Here is a 19,534-nt window from a genome sequence, read left to right on the forward strand (position 1 = left end):
TCGGGGGGGGGCCGGGGGGGGCCGCCCTCTACGGGTCGGGGGCCGCGGTGGGGTCACCCCGGGGGGGTGGTGTGGCCGGGGGGGGGTCAGGCGGCGCACGACAGCACCCGCTCTCACCTCGGCTCGTCCTGTCGGCAGGCACTGCTAGCGTTCGCCGTCGTGGAGATCGAGGAGCCTGCACTCACCGAACAGATCCGGGACTTCGTCCGCCGGCAGGTGGCACTCGGCGAGTTGCCGGCCGCCGCGATCGTCTCCCAGACGATGGAATACCTGTCCGACGAGACGGACCCGGCGGAGATCGAGGCCCGCGCCTGGCCGGTGGTGACCGAGGAGATGGGCGCGCACCTCGCGGCCCAGACACACTGGCCGGAGGTCACCGACAACGATCGGCTCACCGCGGCCTTCCGGACGCTCTCGGCCGCTGGACTGGTGGCCCGGGAGAGCTTCAGCTGCTGCCAGAACTGCGGCACCGCCGAGATCGGCGACGAGGTGCCGCAGGGGCAGACCGTTCGGGGTTACGCCTTCTACCACCAGCAGGATGCCGAGAACGCCGTCGACGGCTCGGGACTCCACGTCGCGTACGGCCTGTTCGGCCAGCCGACGACGGCCGACATCGGCACGGAGGTGGCGGCGGCGCTGCGTGCCGAGGGCCTGACGGTGCACTGGGACGGCAGCACCGGCACCCGGATCGGGGTCCCGCTGACCTGGCAGCGACGCCGGGTGGGTCGGCTGGCCGCGCTGCCCGTCACTGTCGACGACGACGTGGATCTCGACGTGGAGCTGCTCTCCCCGTGGACCGGGAGGTACGCCCCGACCGAGGGGCTGTCGTCGGCCGCCCGGCTCGCCGGCCTGCACCTGCCGTGGTTACCTGTCGGCGTGCGGATCCGGCTGACCCACCGGGACACCGCCGTCGTCGTACGACGGGAGGGGGACGCCCTGGTGGGCGCGTACCCGGAGCAGGGCGGGCGGGAGCTGACCGTCGGCCGGTTCGACGGCACGGAGCTGGTCCGCCGGTTGACCGACGGACCAGCGGGGGCGGCCGCCCGACCGGCCCCGCCCGATTTCCTCGAGGCGACCTACCAGTATCGGGACGACGCCCAGAAGGACGTGCCGCTGGACGCCGCCGAGGCCTGCCTTCTGCTGCGCGCGATGCGCCCGCTCAGCAGGGACTTCCTGACCGCGTTCGGCCGCTCCGGCGGCTGCGTGCAGGCCACCTGGGAGCGCGACGGGCTGTGGTTGGAGGAACTGGACACGGCCCAGGCCACGTCGACCGGCCGGGTCGCCACCGTAGCCGAGGCCGAACGGATGCTCACCGTCCTCGCCACGGAGGACCGCGTCCCGATCGACGAGCTGGGCGGCGACCTTGTCACGAAGCACTGGTGACAGTCGACCGCGCCACCGCACCCGGTGCTGCTCAGGCGGCGGGCGGCAGCACCTTGGCGACCAGCTTGGCCAGCTCGCGCAGCGCCTTGCCCCGGTGGCTGATCGCGTCCTTCTCCGCCGGGGTCAGCTCGGCGTTCGTCCGGTCCTGTCCGTCGCCCAGGAAGATCGGGTCGTAGCCGAACCCGCCGTCACCGCGCGGAGCACGCAGCACCCGACCGGACTGCCGACCGTCGACGAGGTGCTCCTTGCCGCCGGGCAGCACCAGCGCCACCGTGCAGACGAACGAGGCCGCCCGCTGCTCGTCGGGCACGTCGCCGATCTGGTCCAGCACAAGCTGAAGGTTGGCCCGGTCATCGCCGTGCCGGCCGGACCAGCGGGCGCTGAACACCCCCGGCATCCCGTTGAGCGCGTCCACCGCGAGGCCGGAATCGTCGGCGATGGTTGGCAACCCGCTCTGCCGGCACCCCTCCCGCGCCTTGATCAGCGCGTTCTCGCCGAAGGTCAGGCCGGTCTCCGGCAGCTCCGCGTACTGCTCGACGTCGTCCAGCCCGAGCAGGGCGATCCGCTGCGCGCCGAGGGCGCCGTCCAGGATCCGCTGGAGTTCCACAAGCTTCTTACGGTTACGGGTGGCGAGCAGGACCTTGTTCATGCTGAAACACCTCTGTTCACGACTGCGGGGCTCGCAAGCTCACTCCTCGCGCTCACGCGAGTGCCTTCCGCTGGGCTTCGGCCAGATCCGCGCACCCGGCCACGGCCAGGTCGAGCAGGCTGTCGAGCTGGTCGCGGGCGAACACGCCCGCCTCGCCGGTGCCCTGCACCTCGACGAAGTCACCCGCACCTGTGCAGACCACGTTCATGTCCACCTCGGCGGCGACGTCCTCGGTGTAGCACAGGTCCAGCCGCGCCTCGCCGGCGATGATCCCCACGCTGACGGCTGCCACCGACCGGTGCATCACCTTCTCCGGCTTGCCGGCCAACGCCTTGCGGGCGGCGAGCCAGTTGACCGCGTCGTGCAACGCGACGTACGCGCCGGTGATCGCGGCCGTCCGGGTGCCGCCGTCGGCCTGGAGCACGTCGCAGTCGAGCACCACCGAGTTCTCGCCGAGCGCCTTGAGGTCGATGCTGGCCCGCAGGCTGCGGCCGATCAGCCGGGAGATCTCGTGGGTACGGCCACCGACCCGACCCTTGACGCTCTCCCGGTCGGAGCGGGTGTTCGTGGCCCGGGGCAGCATCGCGTACTCGGCGGTCACCCAGCCGAGCCCGGAACCCTTGCGCCAGCGGGGCACCCCCTCGGTGACGCTCGCCGTGCAGAGCACCCGGGTGCCGCCGAACTCGACGAGCACCGAGCCCTCCGGATGGGTGCTCCAGCCTCGGGTCAGGGTCACCGGTCGAAGTTGATTGGGCCCTCGCCCGTCAGGTCGCGCCATGCCTGCACCCTATGCGGTGCGCTGATCCACCTCGGCCGGGGTGCCCCGACCGGCGCTCACGTCGGCCCCGATCAGGACGTGACAGGTCAGACGTCGTAACTCGCGCCGGGTCGCACCACGTCGATCGGCCCGGTGTACGCGGACGCGGCCGACTCCAGGGTGTGTGCCTCGCTCCCCCAGGCGGGCACCAGGTGGGTCAGCAGGAGCCGGCCCACCGCGGCCTTGGTCGCCGCCTCGCCGGCCTCCCGGCCGGTCAGGTGCAGATCCGGCGGGTTGTCCATGCCATCGAGGTAGCTGGCCTCGCAGAGGAAGACATCGACGTCCTGCGCCAGCCGCAGCAGCGACGCGCAGGGAGCGGTGTCCGACGAGTAGCACAGCGACCGGCCGTCGTGCTCGAGCCGCACGCCGTACGTCTCGACCGGGTGGTTGACCCGGTCCACGGTGACGGCGAACGGGCCGATCGGAAAGGTGCCCGGCTGCAGGGCGTAGAACTGGTAGACGTCCTCCACCGAACCGTCGTCGCCGTACGCGGCGCTGAGCCGGTCCGGTGCGCCGGCGGGCGCGTACACCGGCAGCGCCGGATAGGGGCCGTCCGGGGCGTACCGGCGCACGACCACGTACAGGACGGCGTCGAACATGTGGTCGCAGTGCAGGTGGGTCAGCAGGATCGCGTCCGGCGCGTGCAGACCCGCGTACCGCTGGAGGCTGGACAACGACCCGGAACCGAAGTCGACAAGGAGCCGGAAGCCGTCGGCTTCGACGAGATAGGCCGAGCAGGGCGACTCGGGGCCGGGAAAGCTACCGGCGCTACCAAGCACGGTCAGTCGCATCGAGTTGTCTCGCTGTCACTGTCAGTAGCATCCGTGCGGGCAATCGCCTCAGCCATGATCTCTACCGACGCGTACGTCACGCTGCGCAGCCTACGCTGGGGTACCCGAAGGCAAGAATCATCCGCCGGAAGTTGTCACGAACGTGACACCTGCTCACGGCGCGCCGGACGGCGTACGGGCCGCCGACACACGTCGACGGCCCGTACCGGGAAGACCGGTCCGGTCAGGCCCAGAGCTGCCCCTCCAGAGCGTCCTCGGCATCGGCGAGCGTGCCGCCGTACGCGCCGGTGGACAGGTATTTCCATCCACCGTCGCAGACCACGAAGGCCACGTCGGCACGCCGACCGTCGCGGACCGCCTCGTGCGCCACCGCGAGCGCGGCGTGCAGGATGGCGCCCGTGGAGAAGCCGGCGAAGATGCCCTCCACCTCCACGAGTTGGCGGGTACGCAGCACCGCGTCCCGGGTGCCGACCGAGAAGCGCCGGGAGAGCACCGAGGCGTCGTAGAGCTCCGGCACGTACCCCTCGTCGATGTTGCGCAGGCCGTAGACCAGCTCGCCGTAGCGCGGCTCGGCCGCCACGACCTGAATGCCGTCGACCTTCTCCCGCAGGTAACGCCCGGTGCCCATCAACGTGCCGGTGGTGCCCAGCCCGGCCACGAAGTGCGTGATGCTGGGCAGGTCGTGCAGCAGCTCCGGCCCGGTCGTCTCGTAGTGCGCCCGCGCGTTGGCCTCGTTGCCGTACTGGTAGAGCATCACCCAGTCCGGGTGCTCGGCGGCGATCAACTTGGCGGTGGCGACCGCCTGGTTGGAACCACCCGCCGCCGGCGAGAAGATGATCTCGGCCCCGTACATCCGGAGCAACTGGACCCGCTCGGTGGAGACGTTCTCCGGCATCACGCAGACCAGCCGGTAGCCGCGCAACTTGGCCACCATCGCCAACGAGATGCCGGTGTTGCCACTCGTCGGTTCGAGGATGGTGTCACCCGGCCGGAGCCGGCCGGCCTCCTCCGCCGCCCGGACCATGAACAGCGCCGCGCGGTCCTTGATGCTGCCGGTCGGGTTCCGGTCCTCCAGCTTGGCCCAGAGCCGCACCGGTGGGGCCCCGTCGGACACCGTCGGGGAGAGCCGGGGCAGGCCGACAAGCGGCGTGCCCCCGCACGCGTCGAGCAGGCTGTCGTACCGCGCCATGGCGGCCGACCTCAGCCAGCCGCGACGGCGCCGCGGGCCACCGCCGCGGCGCTGTGCGAGCTGATCGCCGCTGCCGCGGCGAAGCCGAACGCGCCGCCGGCCACGGCGGGCAGGATGGTGACGCTGTCACCGTCGGAGAGCTTGGCGTCCAGGGCGCCGAGGAAACGGACGTCCTCGTCGTTGACGTAGACGTTGACGAAGCGGTGCAGCGTGCCCGCGTCGGTGATCAGCCGACCGCGCAGGCCGCCGTGCCGGGAATCCAGGTCGGTGAGCAGATCGGCGAGGGTGTCGCCGGCGCCGTCGACGACCTTGGCGCCGCCGGTGTAGCTGCGCAGGATGGTGGGGATGCGAACCTCAATGGCCATGATGGGGAACTCCTCGATCGGGTGTGCCTGCGGTGACGGGACAAGACGAGTGCGAACGCTGACGGATCAGCGACCGGAACACTCGTAGTCGACAGTCGCCGGGCTCTGCCCGAACATGTAGGACTGGACGGCATGCGGGTCGACCCCGGCCTCCACGACCCGGACCGGCTCCTCGGCGACCACGCCGTCGACGATCCGGAACGAGCGGATCTCCTCCGAGTCGGGTTCGCGGGTCGAGACGAGCAGGTAGTGCGCGCCCGGCTCACCGGCGAAGGAGACATCCGTCCGCGACGGGTACGCCTCGGTGGCGGTGTGCGAGTGGTAGATGACCACGGGCTCCTCGTCCCGGTCGTCCATCTCCCGCCACACGCGCAGATGCTCCATCGAGTCGAACTCGTAGAAGGTCATCGACCGGGCCGCGTTGTCCATCGGGATGTGCCGCGTCGGGGTGTCGCTGCCGACGGGACCGGCGACCACGCCGCACGCCTCGTCGGGGTGATCCCGGCGCGCGTGGGCGACGATCGCGTCGATGATCGACCGGTCGATGCTCAGCACGAGGACCAGCCTAACGCCTAACGCGCGTGGGTCGAAGTGGCGCCGGTCACGCCTAGTCGATCAAGGCGTTGAGCAGCGACTCCTGCAGATACCCGAGATACGCGTAGACCGAAAGCTGGAACACCCTGCTGGAACCCGCGTCCTCGGCGACCGCGTCGTCCAACTCCTCGCCCAGATCCGTGCCGTCCTTGATCTCCAGACGGACGCCCATCGCGAGCCGGGCGTCGTTCAACGCCCGCAGCCACGCCTCGGCCGCCTCGGCGTCGAGCCGCACCTCGCCACCGGCGTCGTCGGGCAGCGCGGCCAGGATCGCACCGGCCTGATCGATCTTGGCGGTCTTCAGATCGCCCTCGGTGTACCGGCGGAACTCGGCCGTCCCCGGCGCGTCCTGGGGGTAGACCGCCGGAAAGAGCCGACCCACGACCGGGTCGGTGTGGTCGAAACCGTCGGTGAGCAGGCCGACCACCTCGGAGGCAACCTTGCGCAGCACCCGCACCTCGTCGACCGCGAAGGTGGCGACGTAGCGGCCGGCCTGGCGACGGAACATGCTCACGACCGATCCACCGTCGCCCACAGCCCGTACGCGTGCAGCTGCGACGCGTCGTGCTCCATCCGCTCCCGGACACCCGTGGAGACCACGGCCCGGCCCTTGTGGTGCACATCCAACATCAGCTGCTCGGCCCTCTCCCGGCTGTAGCCGAAAAGCTTCTGGAAGACCCAGGTCACGTACGTCATCAGATTGACCGGGTCGTCCCACACGATCGTCACCCATTGCCGGTCAGGCGCCGGCACCTCGTCAGTGTCCGGCGTCTCGACCGGTGCAACCTGTGGAGCCGCCATGCCCCCCATCGTGCCACCGGTTTCCCGGAACCGAGGAACCGGAACGCCGGCCCGGCGCGGATCGCCCACCCGGGACGCCTCCGACCCGCCCCCGGCGCCGTCGGACCCGTGGCGCGGCGCGGACCCGGACCGGGGGGCGGGCACGCCTTCAGGCCAGCAGAATGCCGTGATCGACTGCATCGGAGAGCACCGCGCCCAGCGAGAGGCGGATCACCTCGAACCGTCGGGATATCTCCCGGGACAACCCCAGCTCGACCTCCCGCACCGCGCGCTGGGACCAGGCCCGCGCCGCGCTGTGGTCGTCGCTGCCGGGCGTACGCCACTGCTGCCAGCACCCGCCGGAGAGCGCCACCGCGACCGGCGGAAGAACCTCGTCGCGGGTCGCCGCCGGATAGGTGGCGAGGGCGTCGATCGCCTCCGGGCCGGTCAACCCGGCCACCCCGGCCGTACTGGTGATCAACAGAACCTTGTCCAGCTCGTGGCCGGGCCGGTCATCGTCCAGGCCGTACCGCACGGCGATGGCGATCCGCCGCCGCACTCCTTCGACCGGCGGCGCGCCGAGCACCCGGGTCGCGGCGTCGGTCACGATGCCGCGCACCGCCTGGTCGCACTGCGCGGTGGCCAACAGCGACAACGCCGCCATCTCCCGATCCAGGAGGTCGGGTAGGCCCGCGCAGCCGACCCCGAACACGATCTCCTGGACCGCCCGCAGGTGGATGTTCGCCAGTTCCAGTGCGAGGTGCTGACGGATCCGTTGCGCACACGTCCGGGTCTGCCTGTCGAGCTGCTCCGACCAGCCACCCGGATCGGCGGCCACGGCCACCCGGTCGTGTTGCCCCGGCAGCACCGGCGACTCGACGCTGGACCGCCGCAACCCCTCCTCCGACGACCAACCCACCAACGCCCGCCGCAGGTCGGCGGCGGAGTCGGCGGAGTGGGCGTCGACCGGGAACCACCGCGCGTCGGCCAACGCCGGCACCGCGGCCAGCAGCGCCGCGCGGTGCGCCGCCACGGTCACCGCGGCCGCGTCCATCTCGGTCGCCCGACCTCCGACCGACGAGACGGACGCCCCCGCGTCCTCCGTCGTCGCCGCGCCGTCGGCCAGCGGTGCCCACCCGGCCGCGCCAGGGGTCACCGCGAAGACGACCTCCACCGGGGTCGGGGCGACCTCGGCGAGCAGGTTCAACTCGGCCGCCGTGAACGCCTGGTCGGCGGCGATCACGAAGAGCAGCGCGCCGGCCCGGCCCACCGCGTCGAGCAGCACCTGCCTGCCGGGCACGCCGAGCGTCGCGGTGTCCGGTACGTCGATGAGCGTGAAGTGCCGCAGCAGCGGCTCGGGCACGCTCAGCTCGACCCGCCGGGGTGGACGGGCCAACGCCGGGCCGGCGGCGTTCCGGTCGGCGCCGTACGAGTGGGGCTGGCGGTAGCCGGGCACGAACGCCGCCCGGGTGGGCACCGTGGCGTTGCGCACCAGCAACCAGCTGCCCGACGGCACGGTGAGCATGACCGGGTCGAGCCCGAGCAGCGTGGCGAGCACGGCGCGTCGTTCGGCGCCGGCCGGACCGACCGCGACCACGCCGAGTGGCTCCTCCGGGCCCGGGCCGGTCACGCCGAGCCGGGAGGGCAGCGGACCACAGCTGGGCAGATCGGACGGGCCGACCACGTCATCCGATGAGTCGACCGAGGGGAGAGGGCCCTGCTTCATCAGGTGGCCTCCCGTGGCAGGTGACCGGATGCCCGGTCAGGTGGGAAATCCGGTCGAAAAACCCGGATGCCGGAAGACTACGGGCGGGGCGGCAACCAGGTGGAACACCTCGGATACTCAGCGGTAATTGTGCGGCTACTCAACTTCGTTGAGTGACGGTGCGGGCGCGGACGGATTCCGGTCGATATGCTGCGCGGATGAGTCGATGGAAGTTCGTCGGCCGGACCGATGAGCTCAACCGCCTGCTGGCGGCGGTGACCGGCGAGGCTGGCCGTGGGCTCTTCTTCAGCGGCAGCGCCGGGATCGGCAAGAGTCGACTGCTGCGCGAAGGCGTGAGCACGTTGCCCACCGAACGCTTCGCGATCTGGTCCATCGCGGCAAGCGCCACCACCGCGGCCCTGCCCTTCGGCGGGCTGGTGCAGGTCCTTCCCGCCGAGCAGCCCCAGGGCCTCTCCCCCGCCGGCATCCTGCGCTGGGCCCTCAACGTGCTGCAACAGCAGGCGGCGGGCCGACGGATCGTGCTCGCCATCGACGACGCCCATCTGCTCGACCCACCCTCGGCGGCACTCGTTCACCTGGTCGCCCGCGCGGAGAACGCCACAGTGGTCGGCACCCTGCGCGACGGCGAGCAGATCCCGCTACCGATCCGCGCACTCTGGACCGACGACCTGGTCGAGCACGTCGAGCTGACCCCGATGCCGCACGCGGAGACCGCCGGCCTGCTGGCAGAGATCCTGGGCGGCCCGGTCGACGCCAACTCCGCCGACCGGCTGGGCCGACTGTCGGCCGGAAATCCGCTGCTGCTGCGGGAGTTGGTGCATGCCGCCAACGGCAGCTCGGAGCTGAAACGGACCTACGGGATCTGGAAGTGGACCGGGCGACTGGAGTTGGCGCCCAACCTGACCGACCTGATCGACACCCGGGTCGGCAAACTCACCGACGGCGTCCGCGCGGTCGTCGAGCTTGTCGCCTTCGGCGAGCCACTCGGCCTGCACCTGCTCAGGCAGGCGGCCGACCAGGTGGACGTGGAGACCGCCGAGGAACGCGGGCTGATCAGCGTGGTCCAGAACGACCGTCGGACGAACGTCCGGCTGGCCCACCCGCTGTACGGCGAGGTGATGCGCCGTCGCTGCCCGGTCAGCCGCACCCGCCGACTTCAGGCGCACCTCGCCGAGCTTCTCGAACAGGTCGGCAAGCGCCGTCGCGACGACCTGCTGCGGGTCGCGGTGTGGCGCCTCGACTCGGGCACCGCACAGGATCCGGCCCTGCTCGTGGACGCGGCGGTCCAGGCGTTCACCCGCTACGACGTGCCGCTGGCGACGCGCCTGGCGCGGGCCGCGTTGCACGCCGGTGGGGGTTCCGACGCGGCGGAGCTGCTGGCCACCATTCTGATGTTCGCCGACCGGCCCGAGGAGGCCATCGACGTCCTCGACGCGGTGACGCCCGAGCCCGGCGACGAACGGCGATACTGCCGCTGGCTGACCGTCCGCGGGATGGTCAGTTACTGGGGGCTGAGCCAGCAGTCCACCGTGGAGGAGATCGCCGGCCGCGTCGAGCAGCTCAGCGACTCCGCGGACCGGTCCCGGGTGCACGCCTTCGAGGCGATCATGCGCCTGCACCGGATGGACACGACCACCGCCGTACGGCTCAGCCAACAGGTGCTGGACCGGCCGGCGGCCGGCGTCGCGGCCCGCGAGTTGGCCCGCTGCACCATCGCGTACGTCCAGGCCGCGCAGGGCGAGCTGGCCCGCAGCGGTACGGCGATCGCCCAGGTGCACTCCGCCGTCGCCAACTGGCGTACCGACATGCCGTACCTGCAACTGGCCCTGGAGCTGGCCCGGGGCACCCGGCTCATGCTGACCGGGGACCTGGCCGGGATCGACGCGATAGTGGCCGACGAGTTCGCCGACCTCGCTGATGCCGGCGACTTCCGGCTCGGCACCGGCTACCTGGCCATCCTGCAGGCGTACGCGGCCCGGTTGCGCGGGCAGAGCGACGCCGCCACCCGCGCCTCGCTGGGCGCCTGCGCGGTGTTGGCCACCAGCCGGGTCTACGCCGGTCTGGCCCAGGCCGAGCGAGCCCAGTCGGCCGCGCTGCGCGGTGACGCCGCCCAGGCCGCCGCGGCGATGGCCGAGGCCGACCGCACCCACGCACCGGGCATGGCGGTGCTCTACCCGTGGTTGGAGCAGGCCCGGGGCGCCGCGCTCGCCGCGTCGGGCGACCTGCCGGGTGCGGTCAAGCACCTCGCCGACCTGGTGGACCGGCTGCGTTCGGACGGCTTCGCCGGGCACGAGGTGCACGTCCTGCACGATCTCGTCCGGCTGGATCAGGCTGGCATGCCGGTCGGGCCCACCTGCTCCGACGGTGGTCGGCGCACGGTGGCGCAGCGCCTGGCCGAGCTCTCCGAGCGGGTCGACGGGGTGCTCCCGCCACTGCTGGCCCGGCACGCCCGCGCGGCGGTGACCGACTCCACCACGGATCTGCTCGCGGTCGCCGACGACTACGCCGCGCTGGAGTTGACCGTGTACGCCGCCGAGGCCACCTCCCAGGCGGTGCAGCGGTTGCGCCGGCAGCACTCGACGGCGACCAACGGCGCTCGGGAACGGCTGGCCGGGCTGCTCGGGCGCTGTGACCTGATCCGGACGCCGGCGCTGCACGCGGGGGCGCCGGTGTTGACCGAGCGGGAGTGGCAGGTCGCCCGACTCGCGGCGCACGGCGCGCCGAGCCGGGCCATCGCGGAACGGCTCTACCTCTCGGCGCGCACGGTCGAGAATCACCTTCAGCGGATCTACAGCAAGCTCGGCGTGACCGGACGGGCCGAGCTGTGGGCCGCGCTACGGGCGATCCCGGGCCACGACGACGGCGACACGGACTGAACCTTAGGCTGGGGCGGTGAGCATCAACCGCCCCGCGCTGCTGACCGACCACTACGAGCTGACAATGGTCAGCGCGGCACTGAAGGACGGCACCGCCGACCGCAGGTGCGTCTTCGAGGTGTTCAGCCGCCGGCTGCCGAGCGGCCGCCGCTACGGCGTCGTCGCCGGCACGGCCCGACTGATCGAACTGATCCGCGACTTCCGGTTCGACCCCACCGAGGTCGACTTCCTCCGGCGGACCGGCGTGGTCGACGACGCGGCCGCGGCCTGGCTCACCGACTACCGCTTCACCGGCGACATCGACGGGTACGCCGAGGGCGAGCTGTTCTTCCCCGGTTCACCGATCCTCACCGTCTCCGGCGGTTTCGCCGAGTGTGTGGTGCTGGAGACGGTGGCGCTCTCGGTGCTCAACCACGACTGCGCGGTGGCCGCGGCGGCGGCACGGATGGTTACGGCGGCGCGGGGTCGAGCCCTCATCGAGATGGGGTCGCGTCGAGCCCACGAGGAGGCGGCGGTGGCCGCGGCGCGGGCCGCGTACCTGGCCGGCTTCCGGTTCACGTCGAACCTCGCCGCCGGCGCGCGCTACGGCATCCCGACGGCGGGCACCGCCGCGCACGCCTTCACGCTGTTGCACGACGACGAGCGGGCGGCATTCGCCTCGCAGGTCGCCACGCTGGGCAAGGACACGACGCTGCTCGTCGACACGTACGACATCAGCCAGGGCATCCGCAACGCGATCGCGGTGGCCGGTCCGGAACTGCGGGCGGTACGGATCGACTCGGGCGACCTGGCGGTGATCGCCCACCAGTCCCGGGAACTGCTCGACTCGTTGGGCGCCACCGAAACCAAGATCATTGTTTCCGGCGACCTGGACGAGTACTCGATCGCCGCGCTGGCCGCCGAACCGGTGGACATGTACGGCGCCGGCACGGCCGTGGTCACCGGCTCCGGTGCGCCGACCGCCGGGCTGGTCTACAAGCTGGTGGAGGTCGAGGGACGGCCGGTGGTGAAGCGCTCCGAGCACAAGGCGACAATCGGCGGCCGGAAGGTCGCGGTCCGCCGGCACAAGCCGACCGGCACCGCCACCGAGGAGATCATCGTGCCGCAGGGCGTGCCGGACCGGCAGCCCAACGACCGCATGCTCCAACACTCGTACGTGGTCGCCGGTGAGCCGGTGTGGCTGCCCACCCTCGACGAGTCGCGAGAGCACCTGCGCGAGTGCCTGATCTCCATCCCGTGGGAGGGGCTGAAGCTCTCGGCCGGCGACCCGGCGGTGCCCGTCTCCGTCGTACCCGCCGACTGAGCTCGTCGCGCACCGCCGCCGCAGACCGACCGTGAGGAGAGGGACTCGAATGGCCAACGCTCTGATCATCGTGGACGTGCAGAACGACTTCTGCGAGGGTGGCTCGCTGGCCGTCGAGGGCGGCGCGGGGGTGGCCGCCGGCATCTCCCGGCTGCTCGCCGCCGAGCCGGACCGCTGGTCGCACGTGGTCGCCACCAAGGACTACCACGTCGACCCGGGTGCGCACTTCGGCGATCCGCCGGATTTCGTGGAGTCCTGGCCGAGGCACTGCGTGGTCGGCACCAGCGGGTCGGAGTTCCACCCCGAGTTGGACACCGGCCGCGTCGAGGCGATCTTCCACAAGGGCGAGCACGCGGCGGCGTACTCCGGGTTCGAGGGGCACGCCGACGACGGCGAGTGCCTGGCCGACTGGCTGCGCCGGCACGACGTGGACCGGGTGGATGTGGTCGGCATCGCCACCGACCACTGCATCCGGGCCACCGCGCTGGACGCCGCCCGGGAGGGGTTCGCCACCACCGTCCTGCTCGAACTGACCGCCGCCGTCGCTCCGGCGACCACCGACGTGGCGCTGCGTGCCATGGACGGCGCCGGGGTGACCCTGCACGGGCAGCCTGTGATCAGGGCCGCATAAGACCGTAATTGGTTGGCCATCGGGACGCCGCCGGTCGAGGATGTCGCCGGAGGTACGGACCCACGTGAACATGAAGCCTTACCGGCAGGCGCTCGCTCTGCCCGGCCTGCGGTCGCTCCTGCTGGTCGCCGTCCTTGCCCGCATCCCGCTCACCGCGACCGGAGTGACGCTCACCTTCCACGTGGTGCTCGACCTCGATCGAGGCTACGGGGCCGCCGGCCTGGTGGGCGCGGCCGTGACCGTGGGAGCGGCGATCGGTGGGCCGCTACTGGGCCGACTGGTGGACCGGCGTGGCCTGCGCCCGGTCCTGGTACTCACCGCCATCGCCGAGGCGATCTTCTGGTCCACCGCGCCCGGACTGCCGTACCCCCTGCTGCTGCCGGCCGCCTTCGTGGCCGGCTCCCTGGCCCTGCCCATCTTCTCCGTGGTCCGTCAGTCGATCGCGGCGCTGGCCCCGGAGGACCAACGTCGCCCCGCGTACGCGCTGGACTCGATGTCGGTGGAGCTGTCCTTCATGATCGGCCCGGCGTTGGCTGTGGCACTGGTCACCGCGATCTCCGCACAGACCACCATGTACCTGGTCGGCGGCGGCATCGTCGCCGCCGGGATCGCCCTGTGGCTGGTCAACCCACCGATCCGTGGCGCCGCCGAGGCCACCGGCCCGCAGCGCCGGACGCCTCGCCGGGAGTGGCTGACCCCTCGGCTGCTCGCCGTGCTGGCGCTCAGCGCCGCCGCGACCCTGGTGCTCGGCGGCACCGACGTGGCGGTGGTCGCCGTCCTACGGGCCAGCGGCGAGGTCGGCTGGACCGGCGCGGTGCTGGCCATCTGGGCGGTCGCCTCGCTTGTCGGCGGCTTCGCCTACGGGGCCGTCCACCGTTCGTTCTCGCCGCTGACCCTGACCGCCGCCCTCGCCCTGTGCACAATCCCGGTCGGGCTGGGCGGTGCGCACTGGTGGCTGCTGTGCCTGGCGCTGATCCCGGCCGGAGCGCTCTGCGCGCCGACAATCGCGGCCGGCTCGGACGCGGTCAGCCGCCTGGTTCCGGCCGAGGTACGCGGTGAGGCGATGGGCCTGCACGGTTCCGCCGTCACCGTCGGCATCGCGATCGGCGCGCCGCTCGCCGGTGCGGTCATCGACGCCAGCGCGCCGCTCTGGGGCTTCGTGGTCACCGGCGCCCTCGGCGCACTTGTCACACTTGTCGTGCTCATGATCGAGCTGCGCGGTCGCCGCCACACCGACGACGCGGCCACCCCCGCGCAGCCGAACGAGGCCAGCCTCACCGCCGCCAGCCGCTGACGAACACCCCCCCTGCCGCCCCACCCACTCGCGGCAGGGTGCGCGCGGAGGCCGTGCCCGCGAGGTAGCAGGTCAACCTGACGCCGACGGCGAACAGGTCACGCTCCGGCCCCGTTCCACCCCCACCACGCCCCACCCGCGCCCCGCCCCCGCCCGGCCCCGCGCCCCACCCCCGCGCCCCACCCCCCACGCCCCACCCCCGGCCCCGGCCCGGCCCCGCCCCGGCTCCGGCCGCGCCCCGCCCACACCGTCGGCCCCGCGATCTTGCAGTTTCTGTCCCGGCGAAAGGGACATATATCGCGAGTCGGCGACAGAAAGTGCAAGATCGCGCGGGCGGGGCGGGGCGGGGCGGCGCGGGGCGGGGCGGGGCGGGGCGGGGCGGGGCGGGGCGGCGCGGCGCGGGGCGGGGCGGGACGGGGCGGGACGGGGCGGGGCGGGGCGGGACGGGGCGGGACGGGGCGGGACGGGGCGGGACGGGGCGGGGCGGCGCGGGGCGGGGCGGGGCGGGGCGGGACGGGGCGGGGCGGCGCGGGGCGGGGCGGGGCGGGGCGGGGCGGACATGGCGACGGGCGCCGCTCCCGGTGTCCCGGAGGGCGGCGCCCGTCGTACAGCTCGGTTTGAGCCTTAGTGCCTGTCGATGTCGCTTGCGGTGTCCTCGCGGTAGCTGGCGCCGCCGTCCGACTCGCTGGTGAGCGGCTTCGAGCCACCCTCCGGCGGGCCGGCAAGGGTCTGGCCGGCAGCCAGCTCCGGGAACTTCGCGTCGAACGCGGGGCGCTCGGAACGGATGCGGGGCATCCGGTCGAAGTTACGCAGCGGCGGCGGGCTGCTGGTCGCCCACTCCAGCGAGTTGCCGTGACCCCAGGGGTCGTTGACCTCGACCACCGGGCCGGTCTTGTACGACTTCCAGCAGTTGTAGATGAACGGCAGCGTGGAGATACCGGTGACGAACGCGCCGATCGTGGAGATCGTGTTCAGCGTGGTGAAGCCGTCGCTGGGCAGATAGTCGGCGTAGCGGCGGGGCATGCCCTCGTTGCCGAGCCAGTGCTGCACCAGGAACGTGGTGTGGAAACCGATCATGGTGAGCCAGAAGTGCACCTTGCCCAGGCGCTCGTCGAGCATCCGGCCGAACATCTTCGGGAACCAGAAGTAGATGCCGGCGAAGACCGCGAACACGATCGTGCCGAAGAGCACGTAGTGGAAGTGCGCCACCACGAAGTACGAGTCCGACACGTGGAAGTCGATCGGCGGGCTGGCCAGCAGCACACCGGTGAGACCACCGAAGAGGAACGTGACCAGGAAGCCGATCGCCCAGAGCATGGGCGTCTCGAAGCTGACCTGCCCCCGCCACATGGTGCCGATCCAGTTGAAGAACTTCATACCGGTCGGCACGGCGATCAGGTAGCTCAGGAAGCTGAAGAACGGCAGCAGCACCTGGCCGGTGGCGAACATGTGGTGCGCCCAGACGCTCATGGAGAGCGCGGCGATCGCGACGGTCGCGGCGACCAGACCCTTGTAGCCGAAGATCGGCTTGCGGGAGAAGACCGGAATGACCTCGCTGATGATGCCGAAGAACGGCAGCGCCACGATGTAGACCTCGGGGTGCCCGAAGAACCAGAACAGGTGCTGCCAGAGCATCGGCCCACCGGTGGCGGGGTCGTACACGTGGGCGCCGAGGATGCGGTCCGCGGCGAGCGCGAAGAGCGCGGCGGCCAGCAGCGGGAAGACCAGGATCACCAGAAGGCTGGTGACCAGGATGTTCCACGTGAAGATCGGCATCCGGAACATGGTCATGCCGGGCGCACGCAGGGTGAGCACCGTGGTGATCATGTTCACCGCGCCGAGGATGGTGCCCAGACCGGAGATGGCCAGACCCATGATCCACATGTTGGCGCCGACGCCGGGCGAGTGCTCGACGCTGCTCAGCGGCGCGTACGCGAACCAGCCGAAGTCGGCGGCGCCACCCGGGGTGAGGAAACCGGCGGTCGCGATCGTGCCGCCGAACAGGTACAGCCAGTAGGCGAAGCTGTTCAGGCGGGGGAAGGAGACGTCGGGCGCGCCGATCTGGATCGGCACGATGTAGTTCGCGAAGGCGAACACGATCGGCGTCGCGAAGAACAGCAACATGATCGTGCCGTGCATCGTGAAGAGCTGGTTGTACTGCTCCGGCGACAGGAACTGCAGCCCGGGTCGGGCCAGCTCAGCACGCATGATCAGGGCCATCAGGCCACCGATCATGAAGAACGCGAACGCGGTGACCATGTACATGATCCCGATTTGCTTCGCGTCCGTGGTTCGCAGCAGCCGCGCGATGGCCGACCCCTTGACCGGCTCCCGGACCGGCCAGGGCCGGGTCACGACCGGCTTGGGTGCGACGGTGGTCACGAGTGGCCTCCGGTTCTCGGTTGTCCCGCTCGGCACACGCTGTTTATCGGCGGGCCGTCATCCGCAAGGAGGATAGTCCCCGGCAGGTCGCAGCGCCGCGTGGGGTGGCGTGACACGATCTACTACGGGCCTACAGCGGGCCGAGCAGTAACCGGTAGTGCTCCCCGAAGATCCGGCCGCCGCGCCCGCGCAGCAGCGGGTCGCGCAGCGCCGGCGGGACGTCCCTGGTCCGGTTGCGGTCCCGGGTCCGGTCCCGCACCCATCGGGTACGCGGACGGCGACGACTCTCGTACGCCACCAGGGCTGCCTCCACGCTGCCGGCGGCGCGCAACGATTCCGCAAGCACCACCGCGTCTTCAAGTGCCATGGCCGCGCCCTGGGAGAGCGTGGGCGCGGTGGCGTGGGCGGCGTCGCCGACCAGGAGCACCCGCCCCCGGTACCAGCGGCCCAACTCCACCTCGTCGGTGATCCCGACGTGCACCCCGTCGAGCGCCGCCAGCACCTCCGGTACCGGGCCCCGGTAGTCGGCGAAGAGTTCGCGCAGTCGACGCAGCGGGTCGGCGGGCGCCTCCGTGCCGGCCTCGTCGGCGTAGAGGTGCAGCCGCCCGGCGCCCATCGGCACCATCAGGAACCCGGAGCGCTGGCCGAGCAGGGCGGTCCACTCGGTGACGGGTGGCCCGTCGCGCAGCACGGCCCGGTAGACCACCTGACCGACCGGGCGGGGCGGGCCGCCCAGCGCGGCCAGCGCGCGGACCGAGGAGCGTGGCCCGTCGGCGCCGATGACCAGGTCGTACTCGGTGGTGGTGCCGTCGGTGAAGGTGACCCCGACCGCGCCCGGCAGCAGCTCCAGGGTGCGGACCTCGGCGCCGTGCCGGACGGCGCCGCCGGCGCCGCTGAGCAGCACCCGGTGCAGGTCGGCCCGGGGCAGCGCCCGGCATTCGCCGACGCCGGCCCAGAGGGTGTCGAGGTCGACCTCGCAGAGTCGCGCGCCGGTGGCGTCGAAGAACCGCTGCCGGTGGATCACCTGACCGAGCGGGCGGACCGGGTGGTGCAGGTCGAGCCGGTGCAGCGCGCGGGCGGCGTTGCCGGGCAGGTAGAGGCCGGCTTCGGTGGACTCCCCCGGTGGCAGTTTGTCCGTGACGTCGGGCCGGAAGCCCGCGAGGCGCAGCGCCCGGGCCACGGCCAGGCCGGCGATGCCCGCGCCGACGACGAGGATGCGCAGGGGGGAGCCACCCATTGTGGTGTACGCCTCCGGAGGGGGAGCGGAACGCGTTGGAGGCAACACGCTACTCGGAGCGATCGGCGCACGCCAGGCCCGATCGGTCGCCCGGCTCCACTCCTCGGTGCGCCCGTGCCCCTTGGCTGGTCGGCAGTCGACAGCCGTCCGGTGGGTGCCCGGCAATCCGCCCGATTCATCAGTTTGGCGCGTACGGTTGCGCAGCAGTTTCAGGCATGTAAATGTGTCGTTGAGCGTGGGAGCGCTCCCGCACCACCCCACCACATGCGGCGCCCGGCATGCGCCGAGTCAAGGAGCGTCATGAAACGTCAACTTCGGGCCCTGGCCGCCGCCAGTGTGCTGCTCGCCGGCTCGCTGGTAGCGGTGGCCTTCGGCGGCAGCGCCTCCGCCGACACCCAGATCTGCGAACAGTACGGCTCGACGGTCATCCAGGGTCGGTACGTGGTGCAGAACAACCGCTGGGGCACCACCGCCCAGCAGTGCATCAACGCCACCAGCAACGGCTTCGAGATCACCACCCTCAACGGGAGCAGCCCGACCAACGGCGCGCCCACGGCGTACCCCTCGATCTTCTTCGGTTGTCACTACACCAACTGCTCCCCCGGCACGAACCTGCCGATCCAGGTGAGCCAGATCAGCAGCGCCACCAGCAGCATCTCCTACCGCTACGTCAGCGGGGCGACCTACAACGCCTCGTACGACATCTGGCTGGACCCGTCGCCCAAGCGGGACGGCGTGAACCAGATGGAGATCATGATCTGGCTCAACCGGCAGGGTCCGATCCAGCCCATCGGCTCGGTCGTCGGAAACACGAACCTGGCCGGCCGCAACTGGGAGGTCTGGCGGGGCAGCAACGGCTCCAACAACGTCATCTCCTACGTCGCGTCGTCGGCGGTCTCCAGCCTGAACTTCAGCGTGCTGGACTTCATCAACGACACCCGCAACCGGGGCGCGATCAGCAACTCCTGGTACCTGACCAGCATCCAGGCCGGCTTCGAGCCGTGGCAGGGCGGCGTCGGTCTCGCGGTGACCTCGTTCTCGGCGAACGTCAACGGTGGCGGCCAGCCGCCGACCAACCCGACGACCCCGCCGCCGGGCGGTGGCGCCAGGTGCGCGGTGAAGTACACGGCGAACGCGTGGAACAACGGCTTCACGGCCGACGTGCAGATCAGCAACACCGGGTCCAGCGCGATCAACGGTTGGACGCTTAACTACAGCCTGCCCGGCGGGCAGCAGGTCACCAACGCCTGGAACGCCACGGTGAGCCAGAGCGGGTCCGCGGTGACCGCCCGCAACATCAGCCACAACGGGTCCATCGCACCGGGTGGCACGGCCAGCTTCGGCTACCAGGGCACGCTGAGCGGGTCGTACTCGTCCCCGACCAACTTCTCGCTCAACGGGACGTCCTGCTCGCGGAGCTAATCCGACACCACGACGTGGGGGGGGGGGGGCGGGAAGGTCACCCCCCCCCCCCCAGCCGGGCGCCGGGGGGGCCCCCCAGAAGGCCGGGGAGTAAT

17 protein-coding genes are annotated in these 19,534 nt (G+C 71.7%); 6 read left to right on the plus strand and 11 right to left on the minus strand.

The genetic code is table 11. The annotated features are described in order from the left end of the window. The first annotated feature begins 159 nt into the window (after nt 1–159). The gene (locus ACPXBU_RS11540) at nt 160–1,383 is read left to right on the plus strand and encodes a DUF6891 domain-containing protein (RefSeq protein WP_425758027.1); all 1,224 of its coding nucleotides are present in this window, start codon (nt 160–162) and stop codon (nt 1,381–1,383) included. 31 nt (nt 1,384–1,414) lie between these two features. Here the strand turns inward: ACPXBU_RS11540 and rdgB are convergent, their stop codons facing one another. The 9 genes from rdgB to ACPXBU_RS11585 all read right to left on the minus strand — a co-directional run bounded on the left by rdgB (nt 1,415) and on the right by ACPXBU_RS11585 (nt 8,294). Further along, a complete protein-coding gene (gene rdgB / locus ACPXBU_RS11545; RefSeq protein WP_393366956.1) occupies nt 1,415–2,032 on the minus strand; it encodes an RdgB/HAM1 family non-canonical purine NTP pyrophosphatase in 618 nt (205 codons plus the stop codon). A gap of 52 nt (nt 2,033–2,084) precedes the next feature. Further along, complete coding sequence (gene rph, locus ACPXBU_RS11550; protein WP_393366954.1) at nt 2,085–2,810, minus strand: ribonuclease PH; 726 nt, start codon at nt 2,808–2,810, stop codon at nt 2,085–2,087. An 86-nt stretch (nt 2,811–2,896) separates the two neighbouring features. Next, on the minus strand, nt 2,897–3,640 hold the full coding sequence (locus ACPXBU_RS11555) for an MBL fold metallo-hydrolase (protein ID WP_393366952.1): 744 nt from the start codon (nt 3,638–3,640) through the stop codon (nt 2,897–2,899). A gap of 223 nt (nt 3,641–3,863) precedes the next feature. Further along, on the minus strand, nt 3,864–4,829 hold the full coding sequence (locus ACPXBU_RS11560) for a PLP-dependent cysteine synthase family protein (RefSeq protein ID WP_357255992.1): 966 nt from the start codon (nt 4,827–4,829) through the stop codon (nt 3,864–3,866). Nucleotides 4,830–4,840: 11 nt separating this feature from the next. Then, nucleotides 4,841–5,194, minus strand: a complete 354-nt coding sequence (locus tag ACPXBU_RS11565) for a MoaD/ThiS family protein (RefSeq protein WP_425758028.1) — start codon at nt 5,192–5,194, stop codon at nt 4,841–4,843. A 66-nt stretch (nt 5,195–5,260) separates the two neighbouring features. Then, nucleotides 5,261–5,749 (minus strand): Mov34/MPN/PAD-1 family protein, encoded by a 489-nt coding sequence (locus ACPXBU_RS11570; RefSeq protein WP_124820630.1) that lies wholly within the window; start codon nt 5,747–5,749, stop codon nt 5,261–5,263. 52 nt (nt 5,750–5,801) lie between these two features. After that, entirely contained in the window at nt 5,802–6,296 is a 495-nt protein-coding gene (locus ACPXBU_RS11575) for a DUF2017 domain-containing protein (protein WP_393367110.1), read from the minus strand. 2 nt (nt 6,297–6,298) lie between these two features. After that, nucleotides 6,299–6,589: an ATP-dependent Clp protease adapter ClpS gene (gene clpS, locus ACPXBU_RS11580; protein WP_393366948.1), complete on the minus strand. Its 291-nt coding sequence runs from the start codon at nt 6,587–6,589 to the stop codon at nt 6,299–6,301. Between the two features lie 148 nt (nt 6,590–6,737). Then, nucleotides 6,738–8,294: a hypothetical protein gene (locus ACPXBU_RS11585; protein WP_425758029.1), complete on the minus strand. Its 1,557-nt coding sequence runs from the start codon at nt 8,292–8,294 to the stop codon at nt 6,738–6,740. Between the two features lie 197 nt (nt 8,295–8,491). Here ACPXBU_RS11585 and ACPXBU_RS11590 point away from each other — a divergent pair, with 197 nt between their 5' ends. Genes ACPXBU_RS11590 through ACPXBU_RS11605 form a run of 4 tightly spaced genes read left to right on the plus strand, consistent with a single transcriptional unit; the run spans nt 8,492 to nt 14,398 of the window. Continuing rightward, a complete protein-coding gene (locus tag ACPXBU_RS11590; RefSeq protein WP_425758030.1) occupies nt 8,492–11,170 on the plus strand; it encodes a LuxR C-terminal-related transcriptional regulator in 2,679 nt (892 codons plus the stop codon). A gap of 16 nt (nt 11,171–11,186) precedes the next feature. Next, nucleotides 11,187–12,473 (plus strand): nicotinate phosphoribosyltransferase, encoded by a 1,287-nt coding sequence (locus ACPXBU_RS11595; protein ID WP_425758031.1) that lies wholly within the window; start codon nt 11,187–11,189, stop codon nt 12,471–12,473. A 49-nt stretch (nt 12,474–12,522) separates the two neighbouring features. After that, nucleotides 12,523–13,104 (plus strand): isochorismatase family protein, encoded by a 582-nt coding sequence (locus ACPXBU_RS11600; protein ID WP_393366941.1) that lies wholly within the window; start codon nt 12,523–12,525, stop codon nt 13,102–13,104. A gap of 40 nt (nt 13,105–13,144) precedes the next feature. Then, nucleotides 13,145–14,398, plus strand: a complete 1,254-nt coding sequence (locus tag ACPXBU_RS11605; protein WP_393366940.1) for an MFS transporter — start codon at nt 13,145–13,147, stop codon at nt 14,396–14,398. Nucleotides 14,399–15,022: 624 nt separating this feature from the next. Here ACPXBU_RS11605 and ctaD read toward each other — a convergent pair. Beyond that, entirely contained in the window at nt 15,023–16,780 is a 1,758-nt protein-coding gene (gene ctaD / locus ACPXBU_RS11610) for an aa3-type cytochrome oxidase subunit I (RefSeq protein WP_387203968.1), read from the minus strand. A 130-nt stretch (nt 16,781–16,910) separates the two neighbouring features. Continuing rightward, entirely contained in the window at nt 16,911–18,017 is a 1,107-nt protein-coding gene (locus ACPXBU_RS11615; RefSeq protein ID WP_393366936.1) for an FAD-dependent monooxygenase, read from the minus strand. 300 nt (nt 18,018–18,317) lie between these two features. Between ACPXBU_RS11615 and ACPXBU_RS11620 the strand changes: the two genes are divergently transcribed. Then, nucleotides 18,318–19,439 carry a GH12 family glycosyl hydrolase domain-containing protein gene (locus ACPXBU_RS11620; protein ID WP_425758032.1) on the plus strand — a complete coding sequence of 374 codons (1,122 nt, stop codon included), beginning with the start codon at nt 18,318–18,320 and terminating at the stop codon, nt 19,437–19,439. The last annotated feature ends 95 nt before the right edge of the window (nt 19,440–19,534 follow it).

It is taken from the genome of Micromonospora sp. DT231 (assembly GCF_049847025.1).
Taxonomy (GTDB): Bacteria; Actinomycetota; Actinomycetes; order Mycobacteriales; family Micromonosporaceae; genus Micromonospora.

Bases quoted from the DNA above. Each gene is read 5' to 3' on its own strand.
- rdgB (WP_393366956.1), bottom strand. From the start codon at position 2,032: ATGAACAAGGTCCTGCTCGCCACCCGTAACCGTAAGAAGCTTGTGGAA.
- rph (WP_393366954.1), bottom strand. From the start codon at position 2,810: ATGGCGCGACCTGACGGGCGAGGGCCCAATCAACTTCGACCGGTGACC.
- ACPXBU_RS11555 (WP_393366952.1), bottom strand. From the start codon at position 3,640: ATGCGACTGACCGTGCTTGGTAGCGCCGGTAGCTTTCCCGGCCCCGAG.
- ACPXBU_RS11560 (WP_357255992.1), bottom strand. From the start codon at position 4,829: ATGGCGCGGTACGACAGCCTGCTCGACGCGTGCGGGGGCACGCCGCTT.
- ACPXBU_RS11565 (WP_425758028.1), bottom strand. From the start codon at position 5,194: ATGGCCATTGAGGTTCGCATCCCCACCATCCTGCGCAGCTACACCGGC.
- ACPXBU_RS11575 (WP_393367110.1), bottom strand. From the start codon at position 6,296: ATGTTCCGTCGCCAGGCCGGCCGCTACGTCGCCACCTTCGCGGTCGAC.
- clpS (WP_393366948.1), bottom strand. From the start codon at position 6,589: ATGGCGGCTCCACAGGTTGCACCGGTCGAGACGCCGGACACTGACGAG.
- ACPXBU_RS11585 (WP_425758029.1), bottom strand. From the start codon at position 8,294: ATGAAGCAGGGCCCTCTCCCCTCGGTCGACTCATCGGATGACGTGGTC.
- ACPXBU_RS11590 (WP_425758030.1), top strand. From the start codon at position 8,492: ATGAGTCGATGGAAGTTCGTCGGCCGGACCGATGAGCTCAACCGCCTG.
- ACPXBU_RS11600 (WP_393366941.1), top strand. From the start codon at position 12,523: ATGGCCAACGCTCTGATCATCGTGGACGTGCAGAACGACTTCTGCGAG.
- ACPXBU_RS11605 (WP_393366940.1), top strand. From the start codon at position 13,145: ATGTCGCCGGAGGTACGGACCCACGTGAACATGAAGCCTTACCGGCAG.
- ACPXBU_RS11615 (WP_393366936.1), bottom strand. From the start codon at position 18,017: ATGGGTGGCTCCCCCCTGCGCATCCTCGTCGTCGGCGCGGGCATCGCC.
- ACPXBU_RS11620 (WP_425758032.1), top strand. From the start codon at position 18,318: ATGAAACGTCAACTTCGGGCCCTGGCCGCCGCCAGTGTGCTGCTCGCC.